Origin of the sequence: Nocardia sp. NPDC052316, assembly GCF_044547795.1 — a bacterium.
Lineage (GTDB): Bacteria > Actinomycetota > Actinomycetes > Mycobacteriales > Mycobacteriaceae > Nocardia.
The window spans coordinates 24,527-48,378 of sequence record NZ_JBIUBB010000007.1; the positions used below are offsets into that span (position 1 = coordinate 24,527).

Consider the following 23,852-nt stretch of genomic DNA (forward strand, 5'->3'; position numbering starts at 1 on the left):
CCGACCAGCACACCCTGGTCGGATCTGGTCCACGTCGGAGGACCGGCAACCGCCGAACAACAGATTGTGTCCGAACAGTTACCAGAACCCGACGGACCGACATTAGCAGCAATGCAACTAGTTCTCGCCAGATCCGGTCACATCATTGCGTTTGCAGACAACACATGACGGACGCCGCGCCATGCGCAATAATGCTGCGCCACTGGCGATCACGGCCGCTAGCCACGCGTTGACCAGCGACGTTTCCGATGTCGCGGTAAAGGACAGATCATCCGATCTATCAATGGTGCCGCATATCACGCGCGCGCTGTCAACCATGCCTATCGCCAGGCAGTCCGGAAAGGCCGGACAGAACAGGGCATTCGGTTTACTTCCGCGCGGAAGTTTGCTGGCCTGTCCAGTTTGTTCTAGGCCTGTGGCACCCGAGTCGTCCACCGAGCCACCACACCGAAGATTGCTCACATGTCGCCGGACCGCGCCCAAAGGTTCCGCGCACAGTGCGCCGGGAGGTGTCTGCGGGTGCGCGGACCCGCTTCGGCCCGCACCAACTACGCCGAACCCGTGGTACCGGATACTATGCGGCCATGGCAAAGCTGAAGGTCTCCGTGGATGTGCCGATCTCGCCGGAGGACGCGTGGTCGCACACGTCCAACCTGGCCGATCTCGACAAGTGGCTGACGATGCACGAGGCCTGGCGCAGCGAGGTGCCCGAGCAGCTGACCGTCGGCACCCAGCTGGTCGGTGTCGCCTCGGTCAAGGGGCTGCGGAATCGGGTGACTTGGACGGTCAAGGCCGCCGAACCGCCGCGCAGGCTGCTGCTCACCGGTGCGGGCAAGGGCGGCACCAAGCTCGGTCTCGAACTGCTGGTGGCACCGAAGGGCGACGGTTCGGAGGTGACCGTCGATATCGAGCTCGGCGGCAGACCGCTGTTCGGGCCCATCGGTGCCGGGGTGGCGCGGGCGGTCAAGGGCGATATCGAGCGGTCGCTGGACAAGTTCGTGGCGCTGTACGCCTGAAATAGGCTGCGCCACAGCAGCGCCGGCTTCCACACGGAGCTCCTCTCTGCGTCGCTCGGGCTCCCGCCTGCGCCACTCGAGCTCCCCCCTGCGTCACTCGGGCTCCCGCCTGCGTCGCTCGAACTCCCGCCTGCGTCGCTCGAACTCCCGCCTGCGCCACTCGAGCTCCCGCCTGCGCGACAAGCGCTGGCACCTGCGTCACGAGAACTTCTGCTACCGCGACGCACCGGTGATCCGACGGCCGAGCCCGGCCTTCAAATGATCTATAACAGCCCGGGTTCGGCGTGGCAGCGGTGCGGCGGCGGCATAGAGCGCGGAGATGTCGGCGCTGGGCGTCTGGATGTCCGGGAGCACCTGGACCAGCGATCCGTCACGTAGCAGCGGATCGACGTGCCAGAGCGAGCGCATCACCAATCCGCGCCCCTCCAGGCACCACCGGGTGATCACGTCACCATCGTTGCTGATCAGATTGCCCGCCACGCGGATCGCGAGTTCCTTTCCGCCGCTTTCGAACCGCCACAGCGCGTAGTCGGACTCGTTCTCCCGCAGGATGATGCAGTTGTGCTGCGCGAGCTCATCGAGCGTCGCGGGTGTTCCGTTGCGCCGCAGGTACTCCGGTGACGCGCACAGCACCCGGCGGTTCACCCAGAGCCGGGTCGCGGTCAAGCGCGAATCCGGCAGCACGCCGACCCGGATATCGATGTCGAACCCGGTGCCCGCGATATTGAGCGGCAGCGCCGACAGCTCCAGATCCACCTGCACTTGGGGATTGCGCTCGACGAATTCGGCGAGCAGCGCCGAGATGTGCGCCCGCCCCAGACCAATAGTCGACCGGACGTGCACACGGCCGCGCAGTTCGTGCCGTTGCTCGGCGATCGAGTCCTCCAGCTCCTCGAGCTGGGCGGCGATCACCGACGCCCCGGCCGCGTAACGCTCCCCCTCCGGCGTCAGCGTCAGCCTGCGCGTACTGCGCTGCACCAGCAGCACCCCGAGCCGGGCCTCCATCTGTGCGAGCCGTTTGCTGACCGACGACACCGAGACGCCGAATTCGCGCGCCGCCTCGGTCAGGCTGCGGGAACGGGCGACGATATCGAAGAAGGTGACGTCGTCGGTGGACGCGCCTGGCACGGCGACCTCCTCGTCTTTTCCATTCCGGAAACAGTCTCTTTCGCGTTCCGCGCTTTTGCCACGGAATGTCCGAGCCTACCGTTGTGACCGACCCCGAGACAACGAAAACTGGGGCGTATCGAGGAGATCGGAGCACGCGACGATGGGTGCAACTCACCGAATTGCGATCATTCCAGGCGACGGTATCGGCAAGGAAGTCGTGCCGCAGGGAGTCCGGGTATTGGAGGCGGCCGCCGCGGCATTCGACTTCACCCTGGATTTCACCGAATTCGATTTCGCGAGCGCGGAATACTACGTGGCGACCGGAAAAATGCTGCCGGACCGCTGGTTCGACGAACTGGCCGGATTCGATGCCATCTTCTTCGGCGCCGTGGGCTGGCCCGAGGTGGTGCCGGACCACGTCTCGCTGTGGGGCAGCCTGCTGCAGTTCCGGCGGCATTTCGACCAGTACGTCAGCCTGCGGCCGGTCCGGCTGCTGCGCGGCATCACAAGTCCGCTGGCCGGTCGGCAACCAGGCGAGGTGGACTTCTACGTGGTCCGGGAGAACACCGAGGGTGAGTACTCGAGCATCGGCGGCAAGATCTTCGAGGGCACCGACCGGGAAACGGTGTTGCAGGAGACGGTGATGACCAGGACCGGCGTCGACCGAATACTGAAGTACGCCTTCGAACTGGCCCGGCGCCGACCGAAACGGCACCTCACGTCGGCGACCAAGAGCAATGGAATCTCCATCACCATGCCCTATTGGGACGAACGCGTCGCGGCGATGGCGGTGGACTACCCCGACATCGAGGTCGACAAGTATCACATCGATATTCTGACGGCCAATTTCGTGCTGCACCCCGACTGGTTCGATGTGGTCGTCGCGAGCAACCTGTTCGGCGATATTCTGTCCGATCTCGGCCCCGCCTGCACCGGCACGATCGGTATCGCCCCGAGCGGAAACATCAACCCCGAGCGCCTGTTTCCCAGCCTTTTCGAGCCCGTGCACGGCTCCGCCCCCGATATTGCCGGACAGGGCATCGCCAATCCGATCGGTCAGATCTGGAGCGGGGCGATGATGCTCGAGCATCTCGGCGAGCAGCCCGCCGCCGATGCCGTGCTGGCGGCCATCGAAACGGTGCTCTCCCGGGGCGAGTCGGCGCTGACGCCGGATATGGGCGGCTCGCAGACAACGGAATCCGTTGGCGGACAGGTGCGTGCGCAGCTCGAGTCCGCGACGTCGATGGCGCCCGTGAGCCGGCCATGAGTCTGCAGGCACGCCCCGCGCGGTCGTTCGCGCTGCCCACTCTCGACGGCATGCCGCTGATCGTCCCGGTCATCCTGACCGCAGGGGTACTCACCGCCGGGCTCTTCGACGCCATCCCCGAGAACATGATCGGCGGGCTCGCCGTGATCGTCGGCCTCGGCATGCTGCTCGGCCCGCTCGGTAACCACCTTCCGGTCATCTCCAAAATCGGTGGCGGCGCGCTCATCTGCCTGATGACGCCCTCGGTCCTGGTGTACTTCGGCGCGTTCAACGACAACACCTTGGCGGCGGTGAACTCGCTGATGAAGGAGGCCAACTTCCTCTACTTCGTCATCTGCACCCTGGTGGTCGGCAGCATCCTCGGGATGAGCCGGAAGGTGATGGTCGGCGGGTTGATCCGTATTTTCGCGCCGCTGGTCCTCGGTACGGCCGCGGCGGTCTCGGTGGGCATCGGCGTCGCCATGGCGTTCGGCTACAGCTTCCATCGGGCGTTGTTCTACATCGTGGTGCCGATCATCGGCGGCGGCATCGGCGAGGGTGTCATTCCACTCTCCTCCGCCTACGCATCCGCGTTGGGTGGCACACCGGGAAGTTATGTCGCCGAACTCATTCCGGCCGCGATCATCGGCAATATCGCCGCGGTGATCACCGCCGGACTGCTGCGCAGACTCGGTGATCGCCGCCCGCAGCTCGACGGTGGCGGCCAATTGGTGAAGGTGCCCACCGATCCCCTTGCGGCCCCGCCGGCCCCGCCGCCCGACTTCCCCGCCCGCAACCACGCGCTCGGTGTGCTGCTCATCTGCGGTCTGTTCGTCCTGGCCACGCTGCTGGAGGAGGTCGTGCATCTTCCGGCGCCGGTGCTGGTGATCGTCATGTCGGTGCTCTGCAAGTTGTTCAATGTCTTCCCTGCCGCCGTCGAGGACAGCGTGCGCGGCATATACACCGTAATCTCGCGATACTTCATCTACCCGACCATGATCGGTCTCGGCATGCTGTACCTGCCGTTGAAGAACATCATGGGTGTGCTGTCGGTGGGGTACGTCGCGGCCTGCGTCGCCGTGGTGCTCGCGATGGCGGCCACCGGCTTCTGGGTCGGGCGCGCGATCGGCATGTACCCGGTCGACGCCTCGTTGGTCACGGTGTGTCACAGCGGCCTCGGTGGAACCGGCGATGTGGCAATTCTTTCGGCGTCCAACCGGATGAATCTGATGCCGTTCGCGCAGATCTCCACCCGGATCGGCGGGGTGACCACGGTGATCTCGGCGGCGACGTTGATCAGGGTGCTCGACGCATGAGGGTCTTGGTCGCGCCCGACAAATTCAAGGGCAGCCTCAAAGCGGCCGAGGTCGCGCGGCGGCTGGCCGAGGGGCTGGCCCGCGCCGGTGTCGACAGCACGGAGCTCCCGCTCGCCGACGGTGGTGACGGCAGCGTCGACGCCGCCGTCGCGGCCGGGTTCTCCCGAGTGGCCTGCACTGTCGCCGGTGCCGTCGGCACCCCGCGTCGGGCCACCATGGCATTGCGTGGCGACACGGTGATCGTCGAGGTCGCCGACACCTGCGGGCTGGCCACACTGCCCGGCGGGCGGATGCAACCCATGGAAGCGTCGAGTCTCGGTTTCGGACAGGCGATTCGGCAAGCGCTGCGGCTGTCGCCGCGCCGCGTGGTGCTGGCACTCGGCGGCAGCGCGGGCACCGACGGCGGCATGGGATTGCTGACCGCCTTCGGGTTTCGGTTCACCGATCAGGCCGGGCGGATCTTGCCGCCGAGTGGACGGGCGCTGCTCGACATCGCCTCGGTCGATACCTCGACGGCGGTACGCCTACCGTCGGTCGACCTCGTACTCGCTTCCGACGTCACCAACCCGTTGACCGGGCCCGATGGTGCTGCGGCCGTCTACGGTCCGCAGAAGGGAGCCGATCCGGCCCAGGTGCAGCGGCTCGACCAGGGCCTGCACCGCATAGTGGAAGTATTGGCCCGCAACGGCTTTGCCAAAGCCGCACGTTTTGCGGCTTCCCCGGGCGCGGGCAGCGCGGGCGGGCTCGGGTTCGCCGCCTTGCTGCTCGGTGCTCGAATGACCTCCGGTGCCGAGTTCTTCCTCGACCTGCTCGACTTCGATCGCCATTGCGCGCAGGCAGATCTGGTCGTCACCGGCGAGGGCAGCTTCGATGCGCAGTCCCAGCACGGAAAACTGCCCGCCGTCGTCGCGCGGCGGGCCGGCCCGGTTCCCGTCGTAACCGTCGCCGGACGCAACGAGGTGCCCCGAAGCCGCTGGAGTCGAACAGGTTTCGTCGACGTCTACGCGCTGACCGATTACACCGATCGAGATACCGCGCGCGATCCGTCGTTGACGGCGGAACTGCTGGTGCGAATCGGTCGCGAGATCGGGCATTCCCGCCTGCTCGACTCGGCAGGCGTTCGATGAGCCCCGGCCGTCGAGCGCACTGGTGTGTGACCTCTCAACCTGGCAAGTCCGCGGTGATGAGCCGGTAACCCAGATCCAGATGCGATCGTTCGAGGAGGTCGGCGTAGTGGGTTTGCCACGCGCCGGTCTCCAGGTCTTCACGCAATCGCGACAATCCCTGTTGCAGCAACGGTTTCGGCGTGAGCGTCAGCATCGACATCCCCGCCTGCACCGTCTCGTCGAGATACGCATCAGGCCTGCGCCAGTAAGCACCACCGAACCCGTCCACGCAATCATGCGGCACCGGAACCGGCTGCACCACAGGGTCGTTCAACAAGCCCGTCAGCCGACCCAACGAGACCGCGAGTCGCGCATCCGTCGCGGCGGCCGCAGGCAGATAGTCACGCACCAGCCAGAACTCCCGAAACACCGCATGATCCCACGTAAGAATCGCCACCCGCCGCCGCGCAACCCGCACCATCTCGGCAACCCCACGCTCGAGATCACCCCAGTGATGAACGGTCAGCACAGCCAACGCCGCATCCACCGCACCACTGCGCACCGGTAGATATTCCGCAACCGCCCGAACCGCAGGAGCCGCCCCCACCAGACGCTGAGCAATCATCACCCGACTCGGCTCCACCGCAAGCATCGTCCGGTCCGGCTCATAAGATCCGGTCCCCGCACCAACATTCACCACGGTCCCCATGCCCTCCAGCGCCGCCCCGATCGCCTCGGCAATCTGCGGATCCGGCCGCCGAGTCAGCGCATATGTCCGCCCCGTCGCGTCATAGACAGTCATCGTGCGCACTGCTCCAGCTTGCGGTCGCCATGATCGGACACTACCGCCAGGTCGGCGGCCATGACCGCAACGGCCTCGCCGATCCGCGAGCTTCCGCAGCGGCAGCGAGCTACTGGAGCCAGCGCGAGTTCAACGCGCGCTCCGCCGCCGCAGTGAGCGAGCCGAGCACCCGAAGCCGAGCGATGCCACCGTCCGGGTAGATGTCCACGCGGACATGGGTAGCCGGACGATCGCTGGGCGCAAGGCGGAACCGATGGGGTGTGTCGGGTTGCAGTGTTGTCCTCGGCAGCACCTCGAACCAGGCGGGGTCGTCGGTGGGCGGCAAGGGCTCGGGACCTTGGTGATCGATCGCCAGGATGCGGGTTTCGCCGGGCGCGTTGAACAACAGGTTGGTGGTGTCGAGTTCGATCAGCGCCGGTACCCCCTGGGCCGCGAGTTCGACGACAGCCCAGTCGTTTCCGCTGTCACGACGGCGAGCGGTCTCCCATCCTTCGGCTTGGTTGCGGGCCAAGCCGGGCGAGAGCATGTTGTCAGGGGCGGAGTAGAACATGTTGGAGCAGGCCACGGTGCGTGCGCCGTTTTCGAGGGCGGCGAGGTCGACGGTGAGTCCGGTGAGCAGGGTCGGGTCCGGGACCACCTCGCCGTGCACGCGCAGGCGCGCGACACCGCCGTCCGGGTAGATGTTCAGCCGGACGTGGGTGAAGATGCGGTCGTCGGCCACGGGGAGTTCGTGTTTCGCATCGCCACCCAATGCGCTGCGCGGCACGATCTCCACCCACTCGGCCGAATCCAATTGGGACGGCGACGGATAGCCGGGCGCGCGACAGGCCTCGACCGAGGTGAACGGCGGATAGTTGCCCTTGAACCAGGCGGTGTCGACGACAACCCCGCGGATCACGCCGGGCATCCCGAGCCGGATGATCGCCCAGTCGTGGCCGGGCCCGCGATGGCGGCGAGTCTCCCAGCCGTCGTACTCCTGGCCTTTCGGCCCGAAGGTGTGCTCGGCGAAGCGGGGTTCCCAAGGGTTGATCAGGTTTTCCCGCTCTTCGAACGACTCGTCGCTCGCGGCCACCACCCCGGCGCGGTGCGTGCGCAGCGCCAGGTCGGGCAGGTTGGTGAAGTCAGACATGGTTCCCTATCCGGTTGTGGTGCAAGGAGATCAGGCTGCCTGCGGGCGGGTGGCCGTTGCCGACGACCCGTCCGCGCAGCCAGGTGGCGTGCACGAGGCCGCGCAGTTCCCGGCCGCCGTAGGGCGTGATCGGGTTCTTGTGCGCCAGCGCGCCGGGGTCGACGGTGATCGGCGCCCACGGGTCGAACGCGACCAGGTCGGCGTTGCACCCGATCGCGATCCGGCCCTTGTGCGACAGCCCGGCCAGTTCAGCGGGTGCGGCGGCCATCCAGCGGACCACATCGGTCAGCCGGAAGCCGCGCTCGGCGGCGGCGGTCCACACGGCCGGCAGTCCGATCTGCAGCGACGAGATGCCGCCCCAGGCGGTCGCGAAGTCGCCTTCCTTCAGCTCGGGCGTGCACGGCGAATGATCGGAGACGACGCAGCACAGCACCCCGTCGGCCAAGCCCTGCCACAGCGCGTCCTGGTTACCCGCGTCACGGATCGGCGGGCAGCACTTGAACGCGGTGGAGGACGCCTCGGCCGCCGAGAGCGTCAGATAGTGCGGGCAGGTCTCCGCGGTGATCCGCACGCCACGCGCCTGCGCCGCGGCCAGCGGTTCGAGACAGGCGGCCGCCGAGACGTGCAGGATGTGCGCGCGTACGCCGGTCGCTTCGGCCAGCGCGATAACCTCTTGCACCGCAGCCTTTTCCGCCGCCCCGGGCCGCGAATCCAGGAACGCGCGATAGGACCCGTCGACCGGATCGTGCAGCCGCACCGGATCTTCGGCGTGCACGACGAGCAGCCCGTCGAACGCCGCGAGCTCCCGCATCACCTGCTCCACCTCGCCAAGCCCCAGCGGCGGGAATTCGTCGACCCCGGACGGTGACAGGAAGCATTTGAAGCCGACCACCCCCGCCTCGTGCAGCGGCCGCAGCGACGTCAGGTTGCCGGGAATCGCGCCGCCCCAGAAGGCGACGTCCACGTGACACTGCCCCGCCGCAACAGACCGCTTGGTCGCCAAGTGTGGCACGGTGACCGTCGGCGGCAACGAGTTCAGCGGCATGTCGACGATCGTGGTCACCCCGCCCGCCGCGGCGGCCTTGGTGGCCGTGGCGAAGCCCTCCCACTCGGTCCGCCCCGGCTCGTTGACGTGCACATGCGAGTCCACCAGACCCGGCAGCACGACGAGATCCGCGAGGTCGGTGGTCGCCGCCGCGGGCAGGACCGCGTCATAGTCCGCCAGCGCCACGATCTTGCCGTCCCGCACCGCGATCGCGGCCGCGCGGATCCCCTCCGGCAGCGCGACCCGCCGGGACCGGATGACCAGATCATGCATGTGCGCTCGCTCCCAGCCAGGCCCCGGCGATCTCACCGGCCAGCCGTTCCAACAGTGGTCCCGCGTTCGCCATGCAGACCTCCGGGTCGGGTTCCAGGTCGGTCAGCGCGTACGCCTGCTCGATGTGGGCGCGGCGCAGCTGCTCGCCGGTGAGCGAGCGCTGGCCGGCCACCGCGACGACCGGCACGGTGGCGCCTGCCGCGGCTCGCGCGACCCCGACCGGCGCTTTGCCGTGCAGGGTCTGCGGATCGAGGGAGCCTTCACCGGTGATCACCAGCCGGGCCCCTTCGATCTGTTCGGTGAACGACATCAGCTCCAGGATGAGCTCGATGCCGGGCCGCACGGTCGCGCCGAGGAAGGCGAGCGCGGCGTAGCCGACCCCGCCCGCGGCACCGGCGCCCGGCCGGTCCGCGACGTCGGCGCCGAGATCGCGCTCGACGATGGAGGCCAAACGCGCCATGCCCCACTCCAATTCGTCGATGTCGCTGCTCCGCGCGCCCTTCTGCGGACCGTAGACGTGCGCGGCGCCGCGCGGCCCGAGCAGCGGATTGTCCACGTCGGAGGCGACGATCACCGGAACCTGCAGCATGTCGCTGGCATCGATGCGCGCCAACCTGCTCAGCGCCGCACCACCCGGCGGCAGCTCGCGGCCGTGCTCGTCGAGAAAGCGCACGCCGAGCGCCGACATCATGCCGACTCCCCCGTCGGTGCACGCGCTGCCGCCGAGACCGAGCACGACCCGGCGCGCGCCGCGGGTGGCGGCCGCGCGGATCAGCTCGCCGGTGCCGTAACTCGTTGCCGTCATGGCGGTTTGGAAGGTCGGCCGAATGGGCAGCCGACGCAGGCCGGACGCTTCCGCCAGCTCGATCACGGCCGCCTCGCCCCTCATCGCGAACGAAGCGGCCACCGGCAATCCCAGCGGACCGGCGACGCTCGTCTGAAAGCGGACGAAGCCCGACTCCACGACGGCGTCGACCGTACCGTCGCCCCCGTCTGCCACCGGCATGCTGACGACGGGGATGTCCGGGCGTACCCGGCGGAGTCCGGTGACGATGTGCGCGGCGACCTGAGGCGCGGTCAGCGACCCCTTGAACTTGTCGGGGGCGACGACGCAATGGCCATCGCGCCACCCGCCGCGCACATCTTTCGAGCGGGGCGCGTCCGGCCCGCTCACCTGCCGCCTCCGACCGGTTCCGGCTCCGGTTCGATGGCGACGGTGGCTGTTGGCGCGTCCGCGGCGGACTGCGCCAGTTCCTCGAATTCGACGATGTTGTCGATCTCCAAGCCCATCGACACGTTGGTGACGCGTTCGAGGATGCACTCGACGACCACCGGCACCCGGTGTTCGACGATCAGCTTCTTGGCGTCTTCGAGTGCCTGTCCGATCCGGTCCGGTTCGAAGACCCGAATAGCCTTGCAGCCCAAACCTTCCGCGACCTTGACATGGTCGACGCCGTAGCCGCCGACCTCCGGGCTGTTGATGTTGTCGAAGTCGAGCTGGACGTAGTAGTCCATGGAGAAGTTGCGCTGCGCCTGGCGGATCAAACCCAGGTACGAGTTGTTCACCAGCACGTGGATGTACGGGATGTTGAACTGGGCGCCGACGGCCAATTCCTCGATGAGGAACTGGAAGTCGTAGTCACCCGAGAGCGCCACCACCGTCGAATCAGGATCCGCGGTCGCGACACCGAGGGCGGCGGGCAACGTCCACCCCAAGGGTCCGGCCTGCCCCGCGTTGATCCAGTGCCGCGGCTTGTAGACGTGCAGCAGCTGCGAGGCCTGGATCTGCGAGAGCCCGATGGTGCTGACGTAGCGGACCTCCGGCCCGAACGCCCGGTTCATCTCCTCGTAGACCCGCTGGGGTTTGATCGGCACGTTGTCGAAGTGGGTCTTGCGCTGGCCGAGCTGCTTTCGTGCCCGGACCTGCCCCGCCCAGTCGCTGCGATCGGGCAGTTCGCCGGCCGCGGCGAGCTCGCGGGCGACCTCGATGAACGCCTGCAGCGCCGCACCAGCGTCGGAGGTGATGCCGAAGTCAGGGGCGAAGACCCGGCCGATCTGGGTCGGCTCGATGTCGACGTGCACGAAAGTTCGGTCTTTGGTGTAGGTCTCGACGCCGCCGGTGTGCCGGTTGGCCCACCGATTGCCGATCCCCAGCACGAAGTCCGACTCGAGCATGGTCGCGTTGCCGTACCGGTGCGAGGTCTGCAAACCGACCATGCCCGCGTGCAGTGCGTGGTCGTCGGGGATCGTGCCCCACCCCATCAACGTCGGCACCACGGGAACACCGGTCAGTTCGGCGAACTCCACCAACAGTGCGGCGGCGTCGGCGTTCACGATGCCGCCACCTGCCACGAGGAGCGGACGCTCGGCCGCGTTCAGCATGGCGATCGCCTTCTCGGCCTGCGCCCGCGTCGCCGCGGGCCGATGCACCACCAGCGGCTCATAGGTATCGATGTCGAACTCGATCTCGGCGAGCTGCACATCGATCGGCAGGTCGATCAACACCGGACCCGGCCTGCCCTCCCGCATCAACCGAAAAGCCTTCTGGAAGCTACCGGGAACCTGCGCGGGCTCCAATACCGTGACAGCCCACTTGGCGACCGGCGCGGCGATCGAGGAGATGTCGACAGCCTGGAAATCCTCCTTGTGCAGCTTCGCCACCGGCGCCTGACCGGTGATGCACAAGATCGGGATGGAATCGGCACTGGCCGAGTACAACCCGGTGATCATGTCGGTGCCCGCGGGCCCCGAAGTGCCGATGCAGACGCCGATGTTGCCCGCCACGGCACGGGTGTAACCCTCGGCCATATGCGAGGCTGCCTCCACATGGCGCGCGAGCACATGCTTGATGCCACCATGCGCGCGCATCGCACTGTAGAACGGGTTGATCGCCGCGCCGGGCAGGCCGAACGCCTGTGTCGCGCCTTCTTTTTCGAGAATCAGGACCGCGGCGTCGACGGTACGCATCCGTGCCATGGTCAACGCTCCTTGTTCTGGCTTGTGTTGCGTGTTTGCACCGCGTGCGGCTTCGCACGGTCGGCAGGTTTGTCGCTGCGCACCCAGCCGTCGGGCAGCCGGATGCCGCATTCTTCGTGCCGCGCGAGCGACGGCGCGAGCATTCTCATGCCTCGCCTCGACCCGACAGTGCCTCGGCGACCAGCAGCAGACCCGAGTGGTCCAGTGAGCCGTAGCCCATGGCGCGGCCCGCCGCGATCAGCTGCGCGGTGAGCGCGCCCATCGGGATCGACACCTCGGCCTCGCGGGCGGCCTGCAGGATGATGCCCATGTCCTTGTGGTGCAGGTCGATCCGGAAGCCGGGCACGAAGTTGCGGGCCAGCATGGTTTCGCGCTTGAGCTCGAGGATCTTGCTGCCCGCCAGGCCGCCGGCCAGCACATCGAGCCCCTTGGCCGCGTCGGCGCCCAGGTTTTCCATCAACAGGATCGCCTCGGCAACCAAGGCATACGTGCCGCCGACGACGAGCTGATTGGCCGCCTTCACGCATTGCCCCGCGCCGCTGCCGCCGACCAGCGCGAAGGTCTTACCGACCGCCTCGAAAATCGGGGTGGCCGCGGCGAAATCGGCCTCCGAGCCGCCGACCATGATCGACAGGGCCGCGTTGATCGCACCGTTCTCCCCGCCGCTCACCGGGGCGTCCAGCACCCGCAGGCCGTTCTTCTTGCCCTGCTCGGCCGTCCACTTGGCGGTCTTCGGGGTAATGGTGGAGAAGTCGATGTAGAGCGAGCCGGGGACCGAGTGCTCGACGATCTCGGGGAAGACCTGCTCGATGTGCTCGTCCTGCGGCAGCATCGTGATGATGATGTTCTTGTCGCGCACGGCCTCGGCGACGCTGGCGGCGGCGGAACCGCCCGCCTCCTTCAGCTTTTCGAGACCCTTCGGGCCGATGTCGTAGCCGGTCACGTCGTGTCCGGCCTTGACGAGGTGGCCCGCCATCGGGCTGCCCATGATCCCGAGGCCGATAAAACCGATACTGCTCATGCCTGCATCCACTTCCAATCAAGCTCGGGGTCTTTGTATTCCAGTCCGATCCAGCCGTCATAACCTGCGGCGGCGAGGGTTTGGAACAGCGTGTCGAAGTCGAGTTCACCGGTCCCCGGCCGGCCGCGACCCGGGTCGTCGGCGATCTGTACGTGGCCGATGTGCTGGGCGTAGGTCTTGATCACCTGAATCAGGTTCTCGTCCATCCGCGCCAGGTGGTACAGGTCGCAGAGGAAGCGCACGTTCGGCTCGCCGGTCTGCTCGATCACGCGCACGGCCTGCTCGGCGCTGACGATCGGATAGTGCGGCGACTCATGCGCGTTCAGCGCCTCGACCAGTACGGCGGCACCGATCCGGGCTGCGCCGCGGGCGGCAAGCCGTAGGTTCTCCAGGGCGAGCTCGTCCTGCTTCGCCGGATCCTCGCCGGCGATGCGGTTGCCGTAGAGGGCATTCAGCGCCCGGCAACCGGTGCGCTCGGCGATCCCGACGGCCACCTCGATGTTGTCGCGGAACCGGGTGACCTCGCCGGGCACCGAGACCAGACCACGGCCTACCGGAATAAGGTCGATGAAATTCAACCCGACCAACTGCACACCGGCGTCATCGATCGCGCGAACGAACGTGTCGATCTCCTTGTCCCCCGGCGTCGGATCCTCACCGAAGGGCCACCAGAATTCGACCGCGTCGAAACCGGCGGCCTTGGCTGCGGCCGGACGCTCCAGCAGCGGGAGATCGGTGAAAAGAATAGAGCAATTGACATCGAATCTCGGGAGACCGGACTCCCCTGCGTAATGCTTCATTCAGCTCCTTCTCGATATTTCTTCCAGCTGCCGATGCGGGTGATGTCGATCAGCTCCGGGTACGACGTCGGCGGCCTGCGCAACACCATCGACAGGACCGACCTGCCGTCGTCCAGCTCGATCGCGCCGAGCTCCAGCTCGGGCGGTTCCGCAGGTAGCAGGCTTTCACGGAGTACGTCGAGCGGCACGTCGAACAGTTCGCCGGTGATCGAGTGGCCGCCGTCCGGCGACGGGTCGAGGCCGGGAAAACGGTCGCCGACCGAGAAGAATCGGTAGCGTGGCGCGGTTTTCGCCTCACCGGCGAACGGCGCACCGTTCAACAAATGGTTGAGCGGCCCTCCGCGCATGGCGGAACCGTTCAGGAAAATCAACGGCATTATCGGGTCCTTTGTATCGAATTTCATCAAGTATGCGTGGATTACGCGCTGTTCGGATAGATGAGATCAACCCAAAGCTGATCGAGCATTCCGAAGTCGATTTCGTATGATGCTCCAGCCGAATACCTTCACCGGGTCGGCACCAGGTCCCGGTGGATGGCTCCGTCGGTGGTATTGAGTGGCCGGGCCGAGCCGCCGCGCCGGACGGCCACGATCTCCGCGGCGATGGCGACGGCGGTCTCCTCGGCCGTGCGCCCGCCCAGATCGAGTCCGATCGGCGAATGCAGCACCGCCAGTTCGGCGTCCGAGAGGCCGGCGGCGCGCAGACCGGCCATCCGATCCTCGTGGGTGCGCCTCGAACCCATCGCACCGACGTAGGCCACCGGCAGCCGTAATGCCTTCTCCAGCAACGGTATATCGAACTTCGCGTCGTGGGTCAGCACGCACAGCACGGTCCGGGAGTCGACCGTGGTGCGCGCGAGGTACCGGTCGGGCCACTCCACCACAACCTCGTGTGCGTCGGGGAATCGTGCCGGTGTGGCGAAGATGGGGCGGGCGTCGCAGACGGTGACGTGATAGCCGAGAAACCGGCCCATCCGTGTCACGGCGGCCGCGAAATCTATTGCGCCGAAGACGATCATGCGCGGCGGCGGTACGTACGATTCCACAAACACCGTCGATTCCCGGTCACCGCAGCCGATGACGCGTACGCCGGTAGCGCCGAGGTCGAGCATCGCCCGCGCTTCGGCGACCACCACCGGTTCGAACGTCGCCCCGAGCGTCCACCACGGCCCCAAAGCCATTGCGGCCCCGGTGTTCAGGTCGCGGACGAGCGCCACCGGCTCGGCGGAGCGCAGCAAGGCCTCGATCGTGTCGTGCTCCGCGGGTGTGACGGTCTGGACGAAAACTTCGATCTTGCCCCCGCAGGTCAGCCCGACGGCGAACGCGTCGTCGTCGCTGTATCCGAAGGTTTCGCGCACCGGCTGCCCGGTACGCAGTGCCTCGCGGCAGAGCTCGTACACCGCGCCTTCGACGCAGCCACCGGAAATGCTGCCGATGACAACACCTTCGGCGTCCACCGCCAGGGCGGCGCCCGGCGGCCGCGGCGCGCTACCGCTGACGCCGATCACGGTGGCGACGGCGTAGGTCTTACCCGCCGTATGCCAGGGCAGGAGCTCTGCCGCGAGGTCACGCATTTGTTTCCGCCGTTCTATCCGCCGAGCATCAGTTCGATGGCCGCGATGCCGAAGTACCCGGCGAAGACCGCGGCGACCACCCAGATCAGCCAGTGGATCTCGCTGAACTTGCCGCGGGCCGCCTTGATCACCACGTAGGCGATGACGCCGGCGCCGACACCATTGGTGATCGAGTAGGTGAACGGCATCAGCACGATGGTCAGGAAGGCCGGGACGGCGACTTCCAGGTCGGCCCAGTCGATCTTGCGGGCCTGGGTCATCATCAGCGCGCCGACCAGCACCAGCGCCGGCGCGGCGGCCTGGATGGGCACCACGGCCGCCAACGGGGTGAACAGCACTGCGAGACAGAACAATCCACCGGTCATGACACTGGCCAGCCCGGTACGCGCGCCCTCACCGACACCCGTCGCGGACTCGACGTACACGGTGTTCCCCGCGCCGCCGCTCACGCCGCCGATGACCTGCCCGATACCGTCGACGGTCAGCACCTTGCCCAGACCGGGCATGGTGCCGCGCTCGTCGAGCAGGCCGGCCTCGTCACAGACCCCGAACACGGTGCCCATGGCGTCGAAGAACCCGGTGAGCACCAGCGTGAACAGCACAACACCCGCGACGAGCCCACCCGCTCTGGCGAATCCACCGAGCAGATCGATCTCGAGCACCAACCCGAAGTCCGGCGCGGCGAAGAACCCCTTCGGCGTCTCCGGCACCACCGGACCCCACGTCTTCGGATCGATCTTCGCCAGCGAGTTGACCACGATGGCGAGCACCGTGGCCACGGCGATGCTGATCAGGATGGCACCGGGCACCTTTCGGATGAACAGCGCCAGCATGAGCAGCAATCCGACGGCGAAGATCACTACCGGCCAGCCGGAAAGGTGCCCGCCGGCGCCGAGCGTGACCGGCGGACCGGTCTGCGCACCGTGGCCGACGACGCCCGCCGACACCAGGCCGATCATCGCGATGAACATGCCGATGCCGACGCCGATCGCGTTCTTGAGCGACAGCGGAATGGCGTTGATGATCATCGTGCGCAGGCCGGTCGCGGCCAGGATCACGATGACCACGCCCATCAGCACCACCAGGCCCATGGTCTGCGGCCACGTCATGTGCGGGGCCGCCTGGAAGGCGACCACCGGGACGACGCCGAGACCGGCCGCCAGGGCCAGTGGTACGTTGCCGACGAGGCCCATCAGAATGGTGCTGAGCCCGGCCGAGAACGCGGTAGCGGTGGTGAGTTGCGCGATACTCAGCGTGTTGCCGTCGATATCCGTGACCCCGCCGATGATCAGCGGGACCAGCAGGATGACGTAGGCCATCGCCACGAAAGTGGTGATACCGCCGCGGATTTCGCGGGAGACGGTGGTCTTGCGTTCGCTCAACCGAAAGAATCGGTCGAGCGGGGATCTTCCGGTGACCGGCTCCGGGACGGAGGAGTGGGTCTGGACTTGGGTCATTGGCGTGCCCTCCTCGGGGCATAGCCGACCTACGAGCCGGCCGTCATGGCTGGATCGCGTGGTTCGGTTCTGCTGTTGTGGGGTCTGTGTTGCGTTGTCCCGCAGGCGATGTCGTTGCCGACACGGTGCCTGCGGGACGGACACAACCCCTGTTGATCAACTGCTCCGGATGATGTCTTCCGGACGCACCGGCACTCGGTTGATGTGCACGGTTCCTCCCGCGGAACGGCATGCGTCCCGAATGGCCGCGACGACCGCGGGAGTCGAGGAGAGCGTGGGTGGCTCTCCGGCGCCGCGCAGCCCGTATGGGGCGTGCGGGTCGGCGTTTTCGAGAATCTCCAGCCGCTGTGGCGGCATATCGAGAATCGTGGGGATCAGGTAGTCGGTGAAGGACGGGTTGAGCACCTTTCCGTCGCGGACCTGAATTTCCTCCATGACCGCGAGGCCGAGGCCCTGGGCGGAGCCACCGTGGATCTGGCCCTCCAGCGACAAGCGGTTCATGATCTTTCCGACATCTTGGACGGCGTCCAGCGCAACGACTTTGACCAGACCCAGTTCGGTGTCGACATCCACCACGGCCCGGTGCACGCACAGGGCGAGCTGGGTGTGGCTGTCGCCCTGGCCCGTCACGGGATCCATGCCGGTGGTCGGCCTGTGATGGAACTCCCTTGTCTCCTCGATGATCTCGTCACCGAGCAGATCGACGAGCGCGGCGTACACCTCGCCGGTGTGCGAGACCACCTTGCCGCCGACCAGCCGAAGTCCGCGGGCCGCGCCGAAACGTCCCTGGGCCAGGGCGAGTACGCGCATCCGCACCGCCTCGCAGGCGGCCTTCACCGCACCGCCGGTCATATAGGTCTGCCGGGAGGCCGACGAGGAGCCGGAGCTGCCGACCTGGTTGTCGGCCGGATGGATGGTGACCTTCTCGACGCCGAGTTCGGTGCGTGCGATCTGCGCTTCGACGGTGACCAGCCCTTGGCCGACCTCGGCCGCGGCGGTGTGCACCAGCGCGACCGGTTCACCGCCGATGACCTCCAGCCGCACCCGCGCGGTGGAGTAGTCGTCGAATCCCTCGGAGAAGCAGATGTTCTTGATGCCGACGCCGTAGCCGATGCCGCGCACCACACCCTCGCCGTGGGTGGTTTGCGAGGCGCCGCCGGGCAGGTTCCGGATATCGGCGACGTCCAGCGGCGCGGGCAGCGGCATGTCGCGCGCCTGCCCGAGCATCTCGGCCATCGGCATCGGCGCGTGCACCACCTGCCCGGTGGCGATCTTGGAACCCTGACTCACGGCGTTGATCTGCCGCACGTGCACCGGGTCGAGCCCGACCGCCTCGGCGATCTTGTCCATCATCGACTCGTGCGCGAAACACGCCTGCACCGCACCGAATCCGCGCATCGCGCCGCACGGCGGGTTGTTCGTGTAGACGCCGTACGCGTCGATCTCGAGGTTCGGGATCTCATAGGGCCCCACCGCGAGCGAGGCCGCGTTACCGGTGACGTTGAGTGTGGCGGAGGTGTAGGCCCCGCCGTCCAGCACGATCCGCACCTTGGCGAACACGATCTTCCCGGCCCGGCTGACGCCGTACTCGTAGCGCATCTGCGCCGGATGCCGGTGCACGTGCCCGAAGAAGGACTCCTCGCGGTTGTACATCATCTTGACCGGCTTGCCGGTGTAGAGCGCCAGCATGCCCGCGTGGATCTGCATGGACAGGTCCTCGCGGCCGCCGAACGCACCGCCGACGCCGGCCAGCGTCATCCGCATCTTGTCCTCGGGCAGGTCCAGACAGGGTCCGATCTGCGTGAGGTCCCAGTGCATCCACTGGGTGGCCACGTAGAAGTCCAGGCCGCCGTCCTCGGCGGGCACCACCAGGCCGGACTCCGGGCCGAGGAACGCCTGGTCCTGGATGCCGACCTCGTAGTCCTCGGCGATCACCACATCGGCCAGCGCCCGGCCGACCTCCATGTCGCCTACGCGCACCGGCTGGTACCGGGTGATGCCGCCGCGCTCCTGCACCTTGTGCCGCTCCGGGTCGGCGACCACGGCGAGCGGGTCGGTGATCGGCTCCAGCACCTCCCACTCGATCACGATGGCTTCCATTGCGCGCCGGGCGATCTCGGGATGATCGGCGGCGACCAGCGCGATCGGTTCACCGTGGTGGCGGACCTCGTCGATGGCAAGCACCGGCTGGTCCCAGGTGTGGTCGAGCCCGTACATCTTGCGGCCGGGCACGTCCTCGTGGGTGAGCACCGCATGCACGCCAGGCAGTTTCAGCGCAGGGCCGATATCCAGGCGCAGGATGCGGGCGCGCGGATGCGGGCTGCGCAGGGTCGCGCCCCAGAGCATGCCGTCGATCCACAGATCCGAGGAGTAAGCGAATTCGCCCTTCACCTTCAGGGTGCCGTCGGGCCGCAGCGGGCTCTCGCCGACGCCGCCCTTGCCTGGCGCGGCGACCTCACCGGGGAAACGGGTGGTTCGAGCCGAGGTCATCGAGATTCCTCCTGTAGCAAGCGATTGCGCGCGGCCGCGCCTGCCCGGCCGACCGCGTCGTGCGAGACGGTGCGCAGCTCGTCGTTCTCCACCACGGTGCGGCCACCGACCAGCAGCCGGGCCAGCGGCGGCGTCGGCCCGAAGACCAAGGTGCACACCGGATCCTGAACCGCGGCACGGAACCCGTCGACCCGCCACACGGCGATGTCGGCGAGCTTGCCGGGCTCCAGACTGCCGATCTCCAACTGGCGGCCCAAGTTCCGGGCACCGCCCAGGGTGCCGACCTCCAGGGCCTGGCGCGCGGTCAACGCGGTCGGTCCGTGCACCGCGCGCTGGAACAGCATGGTCTGGCGCAGTTCACCGGCCAGCGAGGTCAATTCGCTGGAGGCCGCGCCGTCCACCCCGAGGCCGACCGGCGCGCCCGCCGCCAGCAGATCGGTGATCCGGGCGATGCCCGCACCGAGCCGGGCATTGGAGCTCGGGCAGTGCGCCATGCCCGTGCCGGTCTCGGCGAAGCGGCGAATGTCGGCGTCGTGCAGGTGCACCGCGTGCGCGAACCAGACGTCGTCGCCGAGCCAGCCGAGCTTCTCCATGTATTCGACCGGCGTGCAACCCATCTGCTCGCGGCAGTGCTCTTCCTCGTCGAGCGTCTCGGCGAGATGGGTGTGCAGCCGAACGCCTTTGCTGCGCGCCAGCGACGCGGCGTCGGTCATCAAACCCTCGCTCACCGAGAACGGCGAGCATGGCGCCACCGCGACGCGCAGCATCGAGTCGAACGACGGATCATGGTATTTGTCGATGATTTCCGCGGTGTTCAGCAGGATCGCGTCGCGATCCTCGACTACCTCGTCCGGTGGCAGCCCGCCGTCGGACTGACCGCGGTCCATCGAGCCGCGGCACGGGTGGAACCGGATGCCGAGCTCGCGCGCGGCCCTTACCTCGGCGTCGAACAGGTCACCGCGGCCCTGCGGGAAGACGTAGTGGTGATCGCTGCTGGTGGTGCAGCCGGTCAGCGCCATCCAGCCCAAACCGGCCGAGGCCGCGCCGTAGACGACCTCGGCGTCCATCCGCGCCCAGGTGCGGTACAGGCCGGTCAGCCACTCGAACAGCGTCGAGTCCTGGAACATGCCCTGGGTCGCCCACTGGTACAGATGGTGGTGAGTGTTGACCAAGCCCGGGGTGACCAGGCAGCCCGTCCCGTCGATGCGTTGCGCGTCGGGCACGATGGGGGCCGGTCCCGCGCCGAGTGATTCGATCCTGCCGTCGGCGATCACGAGGTGACCTGAGGGAATTTCCGGTCCGACGACCGGTGCGATGTACGCGTTCTCGATAACGGTCTTGCTCATTGCGCCGCCGCCTTTCGCTGTGCCGCGAGCCGCACGGCATCCAGAATTTTCTCGTATCCGGTGCAGCGGCAGAGGTTTCCGGCCAGTGCCTCGCGGATCTCCGCATCGGACGGATCGGCATTGTGTTCGATGAGGTCGTGCGCCTGCACGATGAGACCCGGTGTGCAGAAACCGCATTGGACCGCCCCCGCCTCGACGAACGCCTCCTGCATCGGGTCCAGCTGCGCGCCCTTGGTCAGGCCCTCCACCGTCCGCACCGAGCAGCCCTCGGCCTGACCGGCCGCCACCAGGCAGGAACACACCGGCGTACCGTTCAAATACACCGTGCAGGAACCACATTCGCCCTGCTCGCAGGCGTTCTTCGAGCCGGGAAGACCCATCCGCTCGCGCAGCATGTAGAGCAGGCTCTCGCCCTCCCACACGTCGTCGACGGTCTCCGTGGCGCCGTTCACGTCGAAGGTCACGCGCATCAGGCTGCCTTCCTTTCTGTCAGGTAGTCGGTCCATGCCCAGCCCAGCGTGCGGCGGGCCAGCACCGACAGGGCGTGCTTGCGGTAGTCGGCGGTGCCGCGGACGTCATCGATCGGGGCCGCCGCGGCCGACACGAGTGCGCCGAACTCGCGCAGCACACTGTCGGACAGCGGTGCCGGATCGTGCCAAGGCAGCTGTGCGGCAAGGAATTCCTCCGCGGGCTTCGCGCGCAGCGGCGTCGGGCCTGCCGAGCCGATGCCGGTCCGCGCGGTGCCGGTGCCCGGATACAGCGCGACGGCGAACGAGCACACGGCGATCACCATGGCGTTGCGGGTGCCGACCTTCGAAAAGTACTGCGGCCCTTCGGCGGGCGGCAGCCAGATCGCGCGGATCAGCTCGTCGGGTTCGAGGGCGTTCTTCTTCACCCAGACGTAGAAGTCGTCGATCGGGATCATCCTGGTGCCGCGCGCGGCCGACTCGACCTCGATCACCGCGTTGCCCGCGAGCAGTGCCGGATGGGTGTCCCCGGCCGGTGACGCGGCGCCGAGATTGCCGCCGACGGTGCCGCGGTTGCGGATCTGCGGCGAGCCGACGGTGCGCGAGGCCTGGGCCAGGCCGGGCAACCGGTTGCCGAGCCGGTTGATGATCCGGACGTACGGCACCCCCGCGCCGATGCGCAGCTTGCCGTCGATCTCGCTGTACTCGAACAACTCTCGGCACGGATTGAGGTCGAGCAGGGCACTCGGGCGGCCCTTGTCGAAGTTGAGCTCGACCATCATGTCGGTGCCGCCCTGGATGGGGGTCGCGTCCGGGCGGTTCGACTTGATGTCGAGGGCGTCCGCCCAGCTGGTGGGTCGCAAGAAGTCCATCGTCACTCCCACGCCGGTCCGGCGGCGGGCGCGTCCTCGCGCAGCACGGTGCCTTCGATCAGACCGTAGGGGCGGTCGGCCGCGTAGAACACCTCGTTGTCATTGGTCAGGCCGAAGGCGGACAGGTCGACGACGAAATGGTGCTTGTTGGGCAGCGACAGCCGGACCTCACCGATCTCCGCGCAGGTCGCGAGTACCCGCTCGCCCATCGCGTAGAGGGTCTGTTGCAGTGAGTAGCTGTAGGTTTCGGCGAACGCTTCCAGCATGGCGCGCCTGGCCTCGCGGTAGGTCTTGTCCCAGTCGCTCGGCTCGCCGATGTAGCGCCACTCCGCGTTGACCTCGGTGGCCAGGACACGGTCGTAGGCCTCTTGCAGCGTCGTGTACTTGTCCTTCAGGTACCCGTGGAACTCCGAACCGGTGGAGTTCAGCACCACCAGGCCCTGCAAACCCGCTACGACCCAAGACTTTTCGCCGTCGTAGTGCACCCGAGCGGTCCGGACCTCCTGGCCCGAGCGCACGAACGAGTGCTGCTCGTTGCTCGCGCCGAGCACGATGCGCTCCCAGGCGTACTCCTCGACGCTGACCCGTGCGTGGTGAATGGTCGGCTGCGAATCGACGAAATGCCGGGCCAGCAGCTCACCGAACGCCTCGGGCGAGGAGATGCCGTGCTCCTTGGCGAAGGCGAAGACGGTGTTCTTCTGCGTGTCCGTCGGCAGCACCGCGCTGTTGTCGCCGGTGAGGTGCACCTCGTCCATGTCACCGGACAGTGCGACGCCGACATTGAGATCCCGGATCTCGTGCACGCCACCGTTCTTCGTCACGCCGACGACATGGGTCTCCGCTTTGCCATATCGGTTCGGACCGAGCTTGATCGACATTGTTCAGCTACCTCGATAGGTGGAGTAGGAATACGGACTGAGCAGCAGCGGCACGTGGTAGTGCGCCGCCGGGTCGGCGACGGTGAAGTCGATGGCGACCGAGGGGTAGAAGGGGCTGATCTCGGCGGTGTCGAAAGTCAGCCGGTGCGTGCCCGGTTCGGGCGCGGGCAGATCTTTGATGCGGCCGTCGTCGTCGGTGTGCCGTTCGGCGAGCACGGTTCCGTCGGCGCGCGACAGCTGGACCCGCAACCCGGTGGCGGGCCGCCCGGTCACCGCGTTCAGCACGTGGGTGGACAAACTCACCTGTCCCCCAGCAGCTTTCGCACGCGCAGCCGCGTGATGTCGGCGAGCTCGCTCTGCACCTTGATGCGTTCGTCGAGCAGCGAGTTGGCCAGACGCTTGCGCAGCTCGGTGAGCATCTCCTCGGCGCTGCGGCCGGTGGCGCGGATCAGGAACACGTGACCGAACCGGTCTTCGTAGGCCCGGTTGCCCGCGGCGAGCTCGGCTCGCACGGCGGCGTCGGCGGTGGCGGCGCCGGACTGTTCGCCGCGCGACCACGCGGCCTCCCGCTCGGACAACTCGGCCTTGGCTCGATCGCCGATGCGCGGATGCGCCGAGAGCGCCTCCTCGACATCCGGCCAACTCAGCTCGCACACCGCGGCGACGGCCGCGGCGGTGGCGCTCGCGGCGTCGGGATAGGGCCGCGAGGCCGCCACCTTCCGCGCCCACTGCCGGGACGCGCAGCAGGTCAGCAGTTCCTGCACGGCGCGGTCCGGCGGCAACGAGTTGAGCCATCCGATGTCGCCTGCCATCTGACCTCCTGTCGGGGTTCGCCAATCTGTTCCGCAAGTACACCCGCCGGGGAACACCGCAGCCAGAAACGAGAAATCTGAACTGTGCGCCAGTTCACAACCAACTCTTTGTGCGAA

24 protein-coding genes are annotated in these 23,852 nt (G+C 67.5%); 4 read left to right on the plus strand and 20 right to left on the minus strand.

The genetic code is table 11. The features are described 5' to 3' along the window. Positions 1 to 117: 117 nt before the first annotated feature. Positions 118 to 435 (minus strand): hypothetical protein, encoded by a 318-nt coding sequence (locus tag ACIHA7_RS31770; RefSeq protein ID WP_397294631.1) that lies wholly within the window; start codon positions 433 to 435, stop codon positions 118 to 120. A 149-nt stretch (positions 436 to 584) separates the two neighbouring features. Between ACIHA7_RS31770 and ACIHA7_RS31775 the strand changes: the two genes are divergently transcribed. Beyond that, positions 585 to 1,016 carry an SRPBCC family protein gene (locus ACIHA7_RS31775; protein ID WP_107656084.1) on the plus strand — a complete coding sequence of 144 codons (432 nt, stop codon included), beginning with the start codon at positions 585 to 587 and terminating at the stop codon, positions 1,014 to 1,016. Between the two features lie 213 nt (positions 1,017 to 1,229). Here ACIHA7_RS31775 and ACIHA7_RS31780 read toward each other — a convergent pair whose 3' ends face one another. After that, a complete protein-coding gene (locus ACIHA7_RS31780; protein WP_397294633.1) occupies positions 1,230 to 2,144 on the minus strand; it encodes a LysR family transcriptional regulator in 915 nt (304 codons plus the stop codon). 142 nt (positions 2,145 to 2,286) lie between these two features. Here ACIHA7_RS31780 and ACIHA7_RS31785 point away from each other — a divergent pair, with 142 nt between their 5' ends. From ACIHA7_RS31785 to ACIHA7_RS31795, 3 genes are read left to right on the plus strand one after another with little or no spacing between them, the layout of a single operon-like run. Then, entirely contained in the window at positions 2,287 to 3,393 is a 1,107-nt protein-coding gene (locus ACIHA7_RS31785; protein WP_397294636.1) for a tartrate dehydrogenase, read from the plus strand. Then, a complete protein-coding gene (locus ACIHA7_RS31790) occupies positions 3,390 to 4,688 on the plus strand; it encodes a 2-hydroxycarboxylate transporter family protein (protein ID WP_397294637.1) in 1,299 nt (432 codons plus the stop codon). The genes ACIHA7_RS31785 and ACIHA7_RS31790 overlap by 4 nt, the downstream gene beginning before the upstream one ends. After that, on the plus strand, positions 4,685 to 5,815 hold the full coding sequence (locus ACIHA7_RS31795; RefSeq protein ID WP_397294638.1) for a glycerate kinase: 1,131 nt from the start codon (positions 4,685 to 4,687) through the stop codon (positions 5,813 to 5,815). The genes ACIHA7_RS31790 and ACIHA7_RS31795 overlap by 4 nt, the downstream gene beginning before the upstream one ends. A 34-nt stretch (positions 5,816 to 5,849) precedes the next feature. Here ACIHA7_RS31795 and ACIHA7_RS31800 read toward each other — a convergent pair whose 3' ends face one another. From ACIHA7_RS31800 to uraD, 18 genes are all read right to left on the minus strand, one after another. After that, positions 5,850 to 6,596 (minus strand): class I SAM-dependent methyltransferase, encoded by a 747-nt coding sequence (locus ACIHA7_RS31800; protein ID WP_397294639.1) that lies wholly within the window; start codon positions 6,594 to 6,596, stop codon positions 5,850 to 5,852. A gap of 109 nt (positions 6,597 to 6,705) precedes the next feature. Next, the gene (gene alc / locus ACIHA7_RS31805; protein ID WP_397294640.1) at positions 6,706 to 7,725 is read right to left on the minus strand and encodes an allantoicase; all 1,020 of its coding nucleotides are present in this window, start codon (positions 7,723 to 7,725) and stop codon (positions 6,706 to 6,708) included. Next, positions 7,718 to 9,043, minus strand: a complete 1,326-nt coding sequence (gene allB, locus ACIHA7_RS31810) for an allantoinase AllB (RefSeq protein ID WP_397294642.1) — start codon at positions 9,041 to 9,043, stop codon at positions 7,718 to 7,720. The genes alc and allB overlap by 8 nt, the downstream gene beginning before the upstream one ends. After that, positions 9,036 to 10,217 carry a glycerate kinase gene (locus ACIHA7_RS31815; protein ID WP_397294644.1) on the minus strand — a complete coding sequence of 394 codons (1,182 nt, stop codon included), beginning with the start codon at positions 10,215 to 10,217 and terminating at the stop codon, positions 9,036 to 9,038. The genes allB and ACIHA7_RS31815 overlap by 8 nt, the downstream gene beginning before the upstream one ends. Next, positions 10,214 to 12,019 (minus strand): glyoxylate carboligase, encoded by a 1,806-nt coding sequence (gcl, locus tag ACIHA7_RS31820; protein ID WP_397294645.1) that lies wholly within the window; start codon positions 12,017 to 12,019, stop codon positions 10,214 to 10,216. The genes ACIHA7_RS31815 and gcl overlap by 4 nt, the downstream gene beginning before the upstream one ends. Positions 12,020 to 12,021: 2 nt before the next feature. Beyond that, the gene (locus ACIHA7_RS31825) at positions 12,022 to 12,168 is read right to left on the minus strand and encodes a hypothetical protein (RefSeq protein WP_397294647.1); all 147 of its coding nucleotides are present in this window, start codon (positions 12,166 to 12,168) and stop codon (positions 12,022 to 12,024) included. Continuing rightward, positions 12,165 to 13,040, minus strand: a complete 876-nt coding sequence (locus tag ACIHA7_RS31830) for an NAD(P)-dependent oxidoreductase (RefSeq protein ID WP_147133645.1) — start codon at positions 13,038 to 13,040, stop codon at positions 12,165 to 12,167. Before ACIHA7_RS31830 ends, ACIHA7_RS31825 begins: the two co-directional genes overlap by 4 nt. Continuing rightward, positions 13,037 to 13,840: a hydroxypyruvate isomerase family protein gene (locus ACIHA7_RS31835; RefSeq protein ID WP_397294649.1), complete on the minus strand. Its 804-nt coding sequence runs from the start codon at positions 13,838 to 13,840 to the stop codon at positions 13,037 to 13,039. Before ACIHA7_RS31835 ends, ACIHA7_RS31830 begins: the two co-directional genes overlap by 4 nt. After that, complete coding sequence (locus tag ACIHA7_RS31840) at positions 13,837 to 14,217, minus strand: gamma-glutamylcyclotransferase (protein WP_397294651.1); 381 nt, start codon at positions 14,215 to 14,217, stop codon at positions 13,837 to 13,839. Before ACIHA7_RS31840 ends, ACIHA7_RS31835 begins: the two co-directional genes overlap by 4 nt. Before the next feature lie 128 nt (positions 14,218 to 14,345). Further along, complete coding sequence (locus ACIHA7_RS31845) at positions 14,346 to 15,413, minus strand: XdhC family protein (protein WP_397294653.1); 1,068 nt, start codon at positions 15,411 to 15,413, stop codon at positions 14,346 to 14,348. 14 nt (positions 15,414 to 15,427) lie between these two features. After that, positions 15,428 to 16,870 carry an NCS2 family permease gene (locus ACIHA7_RS31850; protein WP_397294654.1) on the minus strand — a complete coding sequence of 481 codons (1,443 nt, stop codon included), beginning with the start codon at positions 16,868 to 16,870 and terminating at the stop codon, positions 15,428 to 15,430. Positions 16,871 to 17,026: 156 nt separating this feature from the next. Beyond that, positions 17,027 to 19,360, minus strand: coding sequence for a xanthine dehydrogenase family protein molybdopterin-binding subunit (locus ACIHA7_RS31855; protein ID WP_397294656.1), 2,334 nt, complete (start codon positions 19,358 to 19,360; stop codon positions 17,027 to 17,029). Beyond that, a complete protein-coding gene (locus ACIHA7_RS31860) occupies positions 19,357 to 20,706 on the minus strand; it encodes an 8-oxoguanine deaminase (protein WP_397294658.1) in 1,350 nt (449 codons plus the stop codon). Before ACIHA7_RS31860 ends, ACIHA7_RS31855 begins: the two co-directional genes overlap by 4 nt. Next, positions 20,703 to 21,176, minus strand: a complete 474-nt coding sequence (locus ACIHA7_RS31865) for a (2Fe-2S)-binding protein (protein ID WP_107656068.1) — start codon at positions 21,174 to 21,176, stop codon at positions 20,703 to 20,705. Before ACIHA7_RS31865 ends, ACIHA7_RS31860 begins: the two co-directional genes overlap by 4 nt. Next, positions 21,176 to 22,045, minus strand: a complete 870-nt coding sequence (locus tag ACIHA7_RS31870) for an FAD binding domain-containing protein (protein ID WP_397294661.1) — start codon at positions 22,043 to 22,045, stop codon at positions 21,176 to 21,178. Before ACIHA7_RS31870 ends, ACIHA7_RS31865 begins: the two co-directional genes overlap by 1 nt. Positions 22,046 to 22,047: 2 nt before the next feature. After that, complete coding sequence (pucL, locus tag ACIHA7_RS31875; protein WP_397294663.1) at positions 22,048 to 22,923, minus strand: factor-independent urate hydroxylase; 876 nt, start codon at positions 22,921 to 22,923, stop codon at positions 22,048 to 22,050. Positions 22,924 to 22,926: 3 nt separating this feature from the next. Then, positions 22,927 to 23,226 (minus strand): hydroxyisourate hydrolase, encoded by a 300-nt coding sequence (gene uraH, locus ACIHA7_RS31880; protein WP_397294665.1) that lies wholly within the window; start codon positions 23,224 to 23,226, stop codon positions 22,927 to 22,929. Beyond that, positions 23,223 to 23,735, minus strand: coding sequence for a 2-oxo-4-hydroxy-4-carboxy-5-ureidoimidazoline decarboxylase (uraD, locus tag ACIHA7_RS31885; protein WP_397294667.1), 513 nt, complete (start codon positions 23,733 to 23,735; stop codon positions 23,223 to 23,225). The genes uraH and uraD overlap by 4 nt, the downstream gene beginning before the upstream one ends. Positions 23,736 to 23,852 lie beyond the last annotated feature (117 nt).